Source organism: Pyxidicoccus fallax (assembly GCF_012933655.1).
GTDB lineage: Bacteria > Myxococcota > Myxococcia > Myxococcales > Myxococcaceae > Myxococcus > Myxococcus fallax.
Map to the genome: position 1 here is coordinate 1 of NZ_JABBJJ010000367.1, position 11,812 is coordinate 11,812.

Below are 11,812 nucleotides of genomic sequence, written 5' to 3' on the forward strand. Positions count from 1 at the left end.
GTGGACGTGATGCGGGTGGCCACGAAGACCATCTCCGGCCTGTATGACGGCGCCACCACGCGCGAGCTGGACAGCCTCTCCATCCAGACGGCCGCGGCCCTCATCGCCGAGGAGCCCGAGTACGCCCCGGTTCCGGCCGCTCCGGACGCCGGCCCCACCCCCTGATTTGGGGGCATTTCCCCTCCAATCAGGTTGGATTCCACAAGGCCCATACAGCGCGTCCCTGAGCTTCTCACCGAGTGTCGTGAGGAGAACGTGACGAAGGGTGTTGGAGATCGATCATAGATTGCAATGATCGAGCCCACCCAAGCACTAGATCTCGCGTTGACAGTGCAGGTACCCCCCCATAGCTTGTGGCTGGTCGATGGCGCCCCACCAGAGACGACGCCGTGACCTGGGGATGAGGAGGGGTTGTGGGAATCTTGCGTACAGCAGCCTTCTGCCTCATACATCGACGTAGATTTCTGGTCGTCGTCAGACCGTAGGCCCGTTCACCTCCAGGACGGGCCCCACCTGAACACTTTTCCAGTAGCGTGACCTGGGGCGCCGTCCCCCCGGGGCAGAGCCGGTGTGTCTGCCCAGGGCCACGCCTTTGTCCGGAGTGAGCCGCTCGTGAACTTCGAAACGCCTGTGAAGCCCGCCAACATGCACGTTCCGCCCGCGACCAACGGCCACGCCGTGGCGTCCGTGACTCCCGCGCCGGTGGCCGCGGAAGCCGCTCCGGCCGAGTTCACCTCCACCACGATGCGCGTGCGCAAGCGCAACGGCGGCACGGAGCCGGTGGACCTCAACAAGATTGTCCGCGCGGTGGGCCGCTGCTGCGTGGGCCTGCCCCGCGTGGACGTGATGCGGGTGGCCACGAAGACCATCTCCGGCCTGTATGACGGCGCCACCACGCGCGAGCTGGACAGCCTCTCCATCCAGACGGCCGCGGCCCTCATCGCCGAGGAGCCCGAGTACGGCCGGCTCTCCGCGCGCCTCTTGTCCGCCTTCATCCAGAAGGAGGTCAGCAACCAGGAGATCCACTCCTTCAGCCAGTCCATCGCCGCGGGCCACAAGCACGGCCTCATCGCGGACCGGCTGCTCCAGTTCGTCCAGGCCAACGCGCGCAAGCTCAACGCGGCCATCGACCCGTCGCGCAACGACCTGTTCGAGTACTTCGGCCTGCGCACCGTCTATGACCGGTACCTCCTGAAGAACCCGGTCACCCGCGAGGTGCTGGAGACGCCGCAGGAGTTCTTCCTGCGCGTGGCGTGCGCGCTCAGCGGCGACAACGCGCGCGAGGCCATCGAGCTGTACCGGCTGTTCAGCTCGCTGGAGTACATGCCCAGCTCGCCCACCCTCTTCAACTCGGGCACGCGGCACGAGCAGCTGTCCAGCTGCTTCCTCTTGGACTCGCCGTCGGACGAGCTGGAGGCCATCTACCGGAAGTACTCGGACATCGCGATGCTGTCGAAGTTCTCCGGCGGCATCGGCGTGGCGTACCACCGGGTGCGCGCGCGCGGCTCGCTCATCCGCTCCACCAACGGCCACTCCAACGGCATCGTCCCCTGGCTGAAGACGCTGGACGCCTCCGTCGCGGCGGTGAACCAGGGCGGCAAGCGCAAGGGCGCGTGCTGCGTGTATCTGGAGAGCTGGCACGCGGACATCGAGGACTTCCTCGAGCTGCGCGACAACACGGGTGACGAGGCCCGCCGCACGCACAACCTGAACCTGGCCAACTGGGTGCCGGACCTCTTCATGCGCCGCGTGGAGGCGGACGCCGAGTGGAGCCTGTTCGACCCGAAGGTCGTCCCGCACCTGACGGACCTGTACGGCGAGGACTTCGAGAAGGCCTACGCCGAGGCCGAGGCGAAGGGCCTGGCCATGCGCAAGGTGAAGGCGCGTGACCTGTACGCCCGGATGATGAAGACGCTGGCGCAGACGGGCAACGGCTGGATGACCTTCAAGGACATCAGCAACCGCAAGAGCAACCAGACGGGCCTGCCGCAGAACGTCATCCACCTGTCCAACCTGTGCACCGAAATCCTGGAGGTGACGAACCAGGGTGAGACGGCGGTGTGCAACCTGGGCTCGCTGAACCTGGGCCGCATGGTGGTGGACGGGAAGTTCGACTTCGAGCGCCTGCGCGCCAACGCCCAGCTCGCGCTGAAGCAGTTGGACCGGGTCATCGACCTCAACTACTACCCCATCCCGCAGGCGGCCTCGTCCAACATGCGCTGGCGCCCGGTGGGCCTGGGGCTGATGGGCCTGCAGGACGTGTTCTTCCAGCTGCGGCTGCCGTTCGACGCGCCCGAGGCCCGGGCCCTGTCGAAGAAGATCTCCGAGGAGATCTACTACGCGGCGCTGTCCACCTCGTGCGAGCTGGCCGAGCAGTTCGGCGCGCACCCGGCCTTCGCGGAGACGCGGGCGGCCAAGGGCGAGCTGCAGTTCGATAGCTGGGGCGTGGTGCCCGAGGACACGGCGCGCTGGGACGCGCTGCGCGAGCGCATCAAGAAGCACGGCCTGCGCAACTCGCTGATGATTGCGATTGCGCCCACGGCGACGATTGCCTCCATCGTCGGCTGCTACGAGTGCATCGAGCCGCAGGTGTCCAACCTGTTCAAGCGCGAGACGCTGTCGGGCGACTTCCTCCAGGTGAACCGCTACCTGGTGCGCGACCTGCAGGCGCTGGGGCTGTGGAACGAGAACGTCCGCAACCGCATCAAGATGGCCGAGGGCAGCGTGCAGGACATCACGGAGCTGCCGGAGAACCTCCGGGCGGTGTACCGCACGGCCTGGGAGATTCCGATGCGCTCGCTCATCGACATGGCGGCGGACCGCGGGGCCTTCATCGACCAGAGCCAGTCGCTGAACCTGTTCGTGGAGACGCCGAACATCGGCAAGCTCTCCTCGATGTACTTCTACGCGTGGCAGAAGGGCCTGAAGACCACGTACTACCTGCGCTCGCGGCCCGCGACGCGCATCGCGAAGGCCACGATTGGCGCGGGTGGCTCGGCCACGGCGGCGCCGGCGGCCCCTGCCCCGGTGGCCAAGGCCACGGAGGCCGAGGCGGTGGCCTGCTCGCTGGAGAACCCGGAGGCGTGCGAGGCCTGCCAGTAGGCCCGCGACGCTGAAGTCGAAACGCATCGCAGAACGCCGAGAACCCGCGCGCGCAGCGCAAGGAGCACCGAAGAAATGCTGCTGACCCCTGGAATGAACCTGACGCTGCGCCCGATGGCGTACCCCTCGTTCTTCGAGATGTACCGGAACGCCATCAAGAACACCTGGACGGTGGAGGAGGTGGACTTCTCCACGGACCTGGTGGACCTGCGGGCGAAGATGACGGAGGCGGAGCGCCACCTCATCCACCGGCTGGTGGCGTTCTTCGCGACGGGTGACAGCATCGTCGGCAACAACCTCGTGCTGAACCTCTACAAGCACATCAACGCCCCCGAGGCGCGGATGTACCTGTCGCGGCAGCTCTTCGAGGAGGCGCTGCACGTCCAGTTCTACCTGACGCTGCTGGACACGTACGTGCCGGACCCGGCGGAGCGGGCGAAGGCCTTCGCCGCGGTGGACAACATCCCGTCCATCCAGCGCAAGGCGCGCTTCTGCATGAAGTGGATGGACAGCATCCACGAGCTGAACGAGCTGAAGACGAAGGAGGACCGGCGCCGGTTCCTCTTGAACCTCATCTGCTTCGCGGGCTGCATCGAGGGGCTCTTCTTCTTCGCGGCCTTCGCGTACGTGTACTTCCTGCGCAGCAAGGGCCTGTTGAACGGGCTGGCGGCGGGGACGAACTGGGTGTTCCGTGACGAGAGCGCGCACATGGCGTTCGCGTTCGAGTGCATCCAGGTGGCGCGCAAGGAGGAGCCGGACCTCTTCGACGCGCAGATGGAGCGCGACGTGGTGGCGATGATTCGCGAGGCGGTGGAGTGCGAGACGCAGTTCGCACAGGACCTGCTGAGCGGCGGCGTGATGGGCCTGTCCGTGCAGGAGATGCGCGGCTACCTGGAGTACACGGCGGACCAGCGGCTCCAGATGCTGGGCATGGCGCCCATCTTCCGGACGAAGAACCCGCTGCACTTCATGGACCTGCAGGACGTGCAGGAGCTCACGAACTTCTTCGAGCGCCGCGTGTCCTCGTACCAGGTCGCCGTCGGCGTGGGCGCGGCGACGGACGTCGTGTTCGACGCGGCGTTCTGACGCATCAGGGTTGGCGGCCGGGCTCCATCCTGGCCGCCTCCCCTTCCACCCAGGCTCTCCACGCTTCAGGGGTCTCCCCCAGGTCACGCCCCGCGAGGGCTCGCAGCGCGAGCAGGGCCCCCTCCCGGTCCGTCCACGGCCGCATGGCCACCATCTGCAGCAGCACCGGTCCGGCCTCTCGCAGGGCGGCGGGTCGCAGGCTCGGGTCCTTCTCCACCACGGCGCCCAGCAGGACGGAGGCCTTGTTGCGGTCCGTCGCGGAGGGGCCATGCAGCGCGCGCACCACGGGCACGAGTGGCACGAGCGCCTTGGAGGCCCCGCGCTGCGTCTGCCAGAGGACGCGCATCGCGTTGTTGCGCACCGCCGCGCTCGAATCCCTCAGGGAGGGAAGGAGCGCCTCCGCGACCTCTTCGCGGGTCCGTCCATAGGCCAGCAGGAACGGCACCAGCGAGCGGCGGTGCTCATCCTTCTCGGTGCGCAGCACCCGCACGAGCGCCTCGAAGTGGGCGGGCACGCCGGTGACGAAGCGCTCTTCCAGGGGCGCGAGCGTGGGATGGCCGAAGCCCGTCCCACCACAGTGGAAGGCCCGGCAAGGGCCGTCCCCGATGGGCAACTGCCCCGCGCGGTACAACGCTCCGGCCTGCTCTTCGTAGGAGGCCCAGGCGGCGACCAGTCCCGCGGGGTCCTCCGGTGCACCGTCCGGCGCGGGTGCGAAGTCGAGGCGCCACTCGTCCCCGACGTCCACGAGGTTCACCGTCACCTCCACGGTGCGGGTGTCCTCGTGGTTGGTGATGGTGCAGCCGACCCGCGCGAAGGCAAAGCGCGACAGGAGGCGCTCCTTGCCCTGCTTCGCCTCCCGCACGAGCTCGCCACTCGACAGGTCCACGTCCCGGCCCTCCGGGACACCAAAGACGGCGAGCAGCTCCTCGCGCGAATAACGACGGGAGCCGAAGACCTCGACGCTCACCAGCCGATAGCGCGCGGGCGCCGTTGAACCCGGCTCCCCGCTCGACGCGAGCGGCGCCGTGGGCGTCGTCGCGGGCGTGGCAGCCGGAGCTTCATCGGAAGCCGCCCTGACACGAGGAGACGCGGCACAGCCCGAGAGCAACACCAAGGCAGCCCACAGGGGCGAGGAGTTCATGCCCACAGTTGATCACGACGGGCATGCCCCCCGGAAACGCTACCGGGGCGTGGGTTCAGCACCCACGCCCCGGCCTCCCGGACAGACCGAGGCGACCACAGTCCGCGCACCCGGACAGTCGCCCCGAGAGGGAGCTAGCCCTTCGACTGGCTCGGGTCCTTCCCGTAGCTGTTCTTCTGGCGGATGCTGCCGTCGAGGTTGTGGATGACGTGCTCGGTCTTGCGCTCCTGGGCCAGATCCCGTCCCGCCTCGATGGCGCGCTCCTTGAGCCGGTGCGTGCTCGTCACCTTGCCCTTCAGCTGGTTGATCCAGCCCGCGCCGTTCGGATTCGGGGTGGTGTGCACACCGCCACCGCGGCTGGTGTTCTTCGCCATGTGAGTGCCTCCTGCAAGTCCGCCCATGCGCGCGGACGACGTGGTTGCAGGAGGTAACGCGCACGCCTTTCGCGGGTTCTACGGGCGAACATGCTCCGAGGTCGCAGAGGAGTGTCCAGACCGCGACGCGGCAACGAGGCCGCGCCGTTCATTCTATGGAGCGAGGTCGTACCGCATGACATGGCGCCGGCTTCCGGCGGTCCCCACTTCCTGAAAGCCCATCGACTCGAACGTCCCGACGAAGCCCATGAAGCGATAGCTGGGGGACTCGGGGTCGACGGGATACGCCTCGATGCTCCGCGCCCCTCGTGCCCGAGCCTGAGCGATGGCCGCCTCGATGAGCTGGCGTGTCACGCCCTGCCCACGAACCGGGCGCGAGATGAAGAGGCAGGCCAGGGACCAGACAGAACCCGGGGCATCGCCGGGAGCATCCATCCCGCCAAGGCCCTTGCGGTACGTCTCTCGTGGCGCAATCGAGCACCATGCCACGGGCTCACCGTCGAGATAGCCCAGGATGCCCACGGGAGTCCCGGCGCGTACGCGTTGCTCCATCTGGGCCTTGCGGCTCGCCCTGTCCGGCTGCTTCACCTCCTCGGGTGTCGCCCGCCAGGCCATGCACCAGCAGTAGCTGGGACCGCCGCGACTCTCGAACAGCCGCGCGAAGTCGGGCCACCGCTTCTTGTCCACCTCGTGAAAGACGAGCGGCCCCGCTGACTCCGGCGCATTCGCGGGCATGGGCTGCTTCGCGCTCCTTCGAGCAGCACTCTTGCGAGCTACATTCTTTCGACGAGGAGTCTTCGAAGTCGTCCGACGAGCGGCCATGGCACCTCCCTGCTCCAGTGTGCCCTGCCCGCCCGAAGATGCCCCTCCCGGCGTGCTAGAACGTGACGCATCCCATGGACCGCGTCACCCCGTTCCTCTGGCTCTGGATGCTCTTCTTCGCGGTCAACGCCATCTGGGCCCTGGCCCAGGCGGCGGTGGCGAGCACGCTGGGCGCGCGACCCACGCTCGTGGACCTGGGATTCGGACCCCGGCTGCTATCCACGCGCCTTGCCGGCATCGTCTGGTCCTTCCGCCCCATCGCCCTCGCCAGCTCTGTTGGCTTCACCGAAGCCGCGGAGGATGCCCAGCCGAAGAACCGCCTCCAGCAGCTCTCGCTGCCCATGCACGCGGCGGTCATCCTCCTGCCGTGGTGCTTCCAGGTCGCCATCGCCATGGTCTGCCTGGGCGCCAGCGAGGGCCTTCACCAGTTCGTCCACGGCTTCACCCTCCCCTTCGAGCTCTCCCTCCTCCCCAACCGCGTGGAGCGCTTCCTCGCGCTGCTCCGTGACGGAGAGCTGCTCCGCGCCTGGGGCCTCGTGAGCGCGAAGCTGGCCGCGATCAACCTCCTGCCGCTGCCCATGCTCGCAGGTGGCCAGGTGCTGCTGCTCCCCTGGCGCAACGCCTATCCCGTCTGGGCCGGCCTGCTCAACCTGCTGAGCCTCATGGCCGTGCTGCCCTGGGCCGGCTACGTCGCGTACCTCGTCCTCACCACGCTCTTCTGAAGGCTCGCGCCTACTCGCGCCCCTGCAGCGCCAGTCGTGCCCCCAGGGCGACGAACACCGCCCCCGTGACGCGCTTCTGCACCGCCGCCACGCGAGGGTTGCGCCGCAGCCACCCGCCGAACGCCCCCGCCGCGCCGGCCAGGAACACGAGCCACACCGTCCCCGTCACATCGAACAGCAACCCGAGCACCACGAACTGGAGCCCCGTGGCCCCCCGCGCCGGGTCCACGAACTGCGGCAGGAACGCGAGGAAGAACAGCGCCACCTTCGGGTTCAGCACGTTGGTGACGACGCCATCGCGGAAGATGCGCCACAGGCTCGTGGGCTGGAGTCCCTGCACGGCCTCCGGCCCCGCCTTGCTGCGGAGCATCTGCACGCCCATCCACACGAGGTAGATGGCGCCCACCCACTTCACCACCGTGAAGGCCATGGCGGACGTCGCCAGCAGCGCGGACAGCCCGAGCGCCGCCGCCGCGATGTGGAACAGACACCCCGCCGCGATGCCCAATGCGGAGACAATGCCCGCCGACCTCCCCTGTCCCATGCTCCGGGCCAACACGTACATCGTGTCCGGTCCAGGAGTGAGGTTCAGCGCGATGCCAGCCAGCATGAACGCGGCGAGGCGGGTCGGGTCGAAGAGCATGGCGAAGGCTCCACTCCGAGTCACCCGGAGCAAGGTACGGAACGTCGCGGCCTCGTTCCACACCCGCCGTATACGCCCGAGCGCGGACCGTGAGAAGCATCGGAGTCCTCCTCCCCCGAGGCAGGCCGTGGAACGAGGGTTCATTCCACGGCCCTGCCACGCCCCGACGTGGGCGGCAGGGCGAAGACGGCCTGGGGCAAGGCAGGCCCTCGCGGAATGGAGGTTCCGCTCCGGAGGAGGGCCGGCCAGGGGGGGAGGCAGGCCCTCGCGGAGTGGAACCTCCATTCCGCCAGAGCCTGGGGCTGGCCCGCCCTCATGCGCCGGGCGTTTCGGCCCCTTCCTGCTTCTGGCGGAGCAACGAGGCTCCTCAGGCGCGCGCCGGGCTGTCCGCCCGCGCCTGCCCTTCAATCCGCTCCAGCCGCTCGCGCTCCGTCGCACGCTCGGCCGTGGTGGCGGTGATGGGGGCCACGGGACGGAACACCGTGCGGTACACGGCCGCGGCGGTGGCCCCTCCGAGGAGTGGTGCCACGATGAACAGCCACAGCTGGCTCAGCGCCGCCCCACCCACGAACACCGCCGGCCCCAGGCTGCGCGCGGGATTCACGGATGTGTTCGTCACCGGAATGCCCACCAGGTGGATGAGCGCCAGCACCAGACCAATCGCCAGCCCCGCGAAGCCCACCGGCGCGCGAGCATCCGTGGCCCCCAGCACCGTCAGCACCAGCAGGAAGGTGAGCGCCACCTCGGTGAGGAAGGCCGCGCCCGCGCCATAACCCTCGGGCGAGGCGGCGCCGAACCCGTTTGACGCCAGCCCCTCCGCGGCCGCCGAGTAGCCTCCCGGCGCACCCCGGGCAATCAGCAGCACCACTCCCGCCGCGGCAATCGCCCCCACGCACTGGGCCACCACGTAGCCGAGCGCGTGCCGGCCCTCCATCTTCCCCGTGAGCAGCAGGCCCAGCGTCACCGCCGGGTTGACGTGGCAGCCGGAGATGGGCCCCACCGTGTACACCATCGCCAGCAGCGACAGCCCGAACGCGAGCGACACGCCCAGAAAGCCGATGCGCTCTCCCGCCAGCACGGCCGCCCCGACACCTCCCAGCACCAGCACGAAGGTCCCCACCAGCTCCGCCACGTACTTCCGGAGCGCCTCTTCGCCACCGGCCCGGACCGGAGCGGAGTTCACCATGGATGCAGGCATGCGCAGCCTCTCTTCGCGAGGCCCACGCCGCGGCTGCCCACGGCCGGCGCGCCTCACGTCACAAGCAGTCCCATGACAGACGCTGCGCACGCGCAACCCGGTGGCAACAGATATCGCCACCCATGCGGTATCCGCGAGAAGCCCTCGGCGCCCTGCCTCCCTGAAGGCCGTTGACGGCAGGCCGCCCGGGGAAGACGCTCCCACGCCTCCCAACTCGAGGTCCTCACATGAAGAACGCAGTCCGTCTGCTCGCCGTCCTGCTGCTCGCCGCCTGTGGTCCCTCCGCGCAGCCGGAGAGCCCGCCGCCCGCGGACCCGACACAGGACACCGCGTCCCTCACGACTGGCCCGCGTGACGAGGCGTTGATCCCGCCCTGCGACACCGTCCGCATCGACTGCCCCTACGGCGGCTCCGTGGGCTGCCGCGCCTCGGACTCCATCTGCATCCTGGGCCGCACGAACTGCTCGGTCGTCTGCGACAGCCAGGAGTTCTTCTGTCCGGGCACGTCGGACTTCAACTGCCCCATCTACTGAGACACAGGGCCCGGACGCGCCGTCTCCACACGGCCGGCGCGCCACCCAGGCCCACTTCCGCGACTACTTGCCCTTCATCACGCCGATGAACGGCAGGTTCCGGTACACCTCGGCGTAGTCCAGGCCGTAGCCGACGACGAAGTGGTCGTCGATGACGAAGCCCTTGTAGTCGATGTCCACCTTCGTCCGGGCCCGCGCCGGCTTCTCCAGCAGCGAGCACAGCTTCAGGGACGCCGGGTGCCGGGCGCGCAGGTTCTCCAGCAGGAACTGCATGGTGAGCCCGGTGTCGATGATGTCCTCGATGACGAGCAGGTGCTTGCCCGCCATGGGCTTGGACACGTCGGTGGTGATGCGCACCTCGCCCGTCGTCTCCGTGCCGCCCTGGTAGCTGGACACGCCCAGGAACTCGAGCTTCACCGGCAGGTCGATGGCCTTCGCCAGGTCCATGGCGAAGAACACCGAGCCCTTCAGCACGCAGATGATCGTCAGGTCCTTGCCCGCGTAATCGCGCGTGATTTCCGCGGCCAGCTCCCGCACCCGCTTCTGCACCGCGTCCTCGGAAATCAGGACGCCGACCTGCTGCTCATAGAACGCCAAGGGCTCCTCCGCTGCTCGCTGTCAAACGTAGGCGTTGTTCATGATCTCCCCGAAGCCGCCACCACCGGGGACGATGTACTGCCGGTCATCCAGCCCCCGCTCCTTCTCCCAGAGCGCGCCCGGCTCCGTGCCGAACACCTCCGGCGGGGACATGCCCCTGTCCAGCCGGAGCGCGTAGATGATGACGTCCGGGTGGTCCTTCGTCATCCGCCGCAGGTACTCCGGCGTGACGATGAGGTTCAGGGTGATGATGCGCCGGGGCCGCCCCGGCACCTTCGTCTTGTAGAGCGTAATCGCCGTGGACAGGCTGCCCCCCGTCGCCCCCATGGGGTCCGGGAAGAGCACGAAGGCGTCGTCCACGTCGCCGCCAATCTTCGCGCCGCCAATCTCCGAGCCCACCACCGCCTGCGACTCGCCAATCATGCGGCTCATGATGATGTGGTCCTGCCGCACCAGCGACGGGTCCACCGTGGTGTTCATCAAGTCGTACGTCACCTGAGACGGCAGCGTGCCCGCCCGGGCGATGTTCACCGTCACCACCCGCACCTGCGGGTCGATGACCTCGCCCTGGTAGAGCCCGTTCGGCGTGTAATCAATCATCCGCGTCGGCAGGCTCACCATCTTCCGGGGGAACTCGGCGTTCACCACCGTCTTCACCAGGTCCGCGTAGAGCTGCTCCACCAGCCGGTTGATTTGCGGCTGGATGACGCCCTTGGAGCACAGCGTCGCCAGTTGCGAGAGCAGGAACGGATTGCCCACCAGATGGACGTGCGGCCCATAGTGGTGCGTCATCTCGTTCAGCTGGAAGGGAACGTTCGCGTACAGGGTGTCCCGCATGGTGTCGGCTCCTCGCGTCCCTCAGGTCCGCGCCGGGCGGACGACGCGCGCTCTTCCGCTCAGTCGAACAGCTTCAGCGTCTGCGGCGGAGTCCCCTCGGTGGGCTCCGTCACGTGGCACTTGCGGCAGCGCGGCTCGTACGCCCCCGCCGCTCCCACCACCACGCGCTCCCCGCTCGAAACAATCCGCTGGGAGCGATTGGCCGGATTCCCACACACCACGCAGATGGCCAGTTCCTTCGTCACATACTCCGAAACCGCCATCAACTGCGGCATCGGCTCGAAGGGCCGCCCCTGGTAGTCCTGGTCCAGCCCGGCGCAGATGACGCGCAGGCCCTTGTTCGCCAGCGCCTCCACCACCGCCACCACCTCGAGGCCGAAGAACTGCACCTCGTCGATGCCCACCACCTGGGTGTCCGCCGCCAGCCTGTAAAAAATCTCTTCAGCCCGGTCGATGGGGGTGCTCGTCACCTTGAGCTGCGAGTGGCTCACCACCGACGTTTCGTCGTACCGGTTGTCGATGCGCGGCTTGAAGACCTGGACCTTCTGCTTGCCGTAGATGGCCCGCTGGACGCGGCGGATCAGCTCCTCCGTCTTGCCGGAGAACATCGAGCCGCAGATGACCTCTATCCACCCGATATCTTTGGGGAATTGGTGCAAGGAACGCTCGGTCGGCAAGGGCCGGGAAGGGCGCGCATCGTCTGCCACGCCCCCATGGGAGTCAACTTTCCACCGGCCTCGCTCCGTGCCCCGAAGCC

General features: G+C 68.3%; 12 protein-coding genes. 4 read left to right on the forward strand and 8 right to left on the reverse strand.

The features are described 5' to 3' along the window. Positions 1-612: 612 nt before the first annotated feature. Entirely contained in the window at positions 613-3,102 is a 2,490-nt protein-coding gene (locus tag HG543_RS44840) for a ribonucleoside-diphosphate reductase subunit alpha (RefSeq protein ID WP_169351098.1), read from the forward strand. Positions 3,103-3,177: 75 nt separating this feature from the next. Then, positions 3,178-4,188 carry a ribonucleotide-diphosphate reductase subunit beta gene (locus tag HG543_RS44845; protein ID WP_169351099.1) on the forward strand — a complete coding sequence of 337 codons (1,011 nt, stop codon included), beginning with the start codon at positions 3,178-3,180 and terminating at the stop codon, positions 4,186-4,188. A 4-nt stretch (positions 4,189-4,192) separates the two neighbouring features. Here the strand turns inward: HG543_RS44845 and HG543_RS44850 are convergent, their stop codons facing one another. The 3 genes from HG543_RS44850 to HG543_RS44860 all read right to left on the reverse strand — a co-directional run bounded on the left by HG543_RS44850 (position 4,193) and on the right by HG543_RS44860 (position 6,438). Further along, entirely contained in the window at positions 4,193-5,155 is a 963-nt protein-coding gene (locus tag HG543_RS44850) for a hypothetical protein (RefSeq protein WP_169351100.1), read from the reverse strand. 308 nt (positions 5,156-5,463) lie between these two features. Next, positions 5,464-5,703 (reverse strand): DUF2188 domain-containing protein, encoded by a 240-nt coding sequence (locus HG543_RS44855; protein WP_169351101.1) that lies wholly within the window; start codon positions 5,701-5,703, stop codon positions 5,464-5,466. A gap of 153 nt (positions 5,704-5,856) precedes the next feature. After that, on the reverse strand, positions 5,857-6,438 hold the full coding sequence (locus HG543_RS44860) for a GNAT family N-acetyltransferase (protein ID WP_169351102.1): 582 nt from the start codon (positions 6,436-6,438) through the stop codon (positions 5,857-5,859). Between the two features lie 161 nt (positions 6,439-6,599). Between HG543_RS44860 and HG543_RS44865 the strand changes: the two genes are divergently transcribed. Beyond that, on the forward strand, positions 6,600-7,247 hold the full coding sequence (locus HG543_RS44865) for a hypothetical protein (protein WP_169351103.1): 648 nt from the start codon (positions 6,600-6,602) through the stop codon (positions 7,245-7,247). A 10-nt stretch (positions 7,248-7,257) separates the two neighbouring features. Here HG543_RS44865 and HG543_RS44870 read toward each other — a convergent pair whose 3' ends face one another. Further along, complete coding sequence (locus HG543_RS44870; RefSeq protein ID WP_169351104.1) at positions 7,258-7,890, reverse strand: LysE family translocator; 633 nt, start codon at positions 7,888-7,890, stop codon at positions 7,258-7,260. Between the two features lie 367 nt (positions 7,891-8,257). Continuing rightward, the gene (gene aqpZ, locus HG543_RS44875; protein ID WP_169351105.1) at positions 8,258-9,088 is read right to left on the reverse strand and encodes an aquaporin Z; all 831 of its coding nucleotides are present in this window, start codon (positions 9,086-9,088) and stop codon (positions 8,258-8,260) included. Positions 9,089-9,315: 227 nt separating this feature from the next. On the opposite strand from aqpZ, the gene HG543_RS44880 reads away from it, so the two are divergent. Then, positions 9,316-9,621: a hypothetical protein gene (locus HG543_RS44880; RefSeq protein ID WP_169351106.1), complete on the forward strand. Its 306-nt coding sequence runs from the start codon at positions 9,316-9,318 to the stop codon at positions 9,619-9,621. Positions 9,622-9,684: 63 nt separating this feature from the next. Here HG543_RS44880 and hpt read toward each other — a convergent pair whose 3' ends face one another. The 3 genes from hpt to HG543_RS44895 are packed head-to-tail and all read right to left on the reverse strand — an operon-like array spanning position 9,685 to position 11,714. Then, positions 9,685-10,218, reverse strand: coding sequence for a hypoxanthine phosphoribosyltransferase (gene hpt, locus HG543_RS44885; RefSeq protein ID WP_169351107.1), 534 nt, complete (start codon positions 10,216-10,218; stop codon positions 9,685-9,687). Between the two features lie 21 nt (positions 10,219-10,239). Next, positions 10,240-11,055 (reverse strand): uracil phosphoribosyltransferase, encoded by an 816-nt coding sequence (locus HG543_RS44890; RefSeq protein ID WP_169351108.1) that lies wholly within the window; start codon positions 11,053-11,055, stop codon positions 10,240-10,242. A gap of 59 nt (positions 11,056-11,114) precedes the next feature. After that, complete coding sequence (locus HG543_RS44895) at positions 11,115-11,714, reverse strand: thymidine kinase (RefSeq protein ID WP_169351109.1); 600 nt, start codon at positions 11,712-11,714, stop codon at positions 11,115-11,117. Between the last annotated feature and the right edge of the window lie 98 nt (positions 11,715-11,812).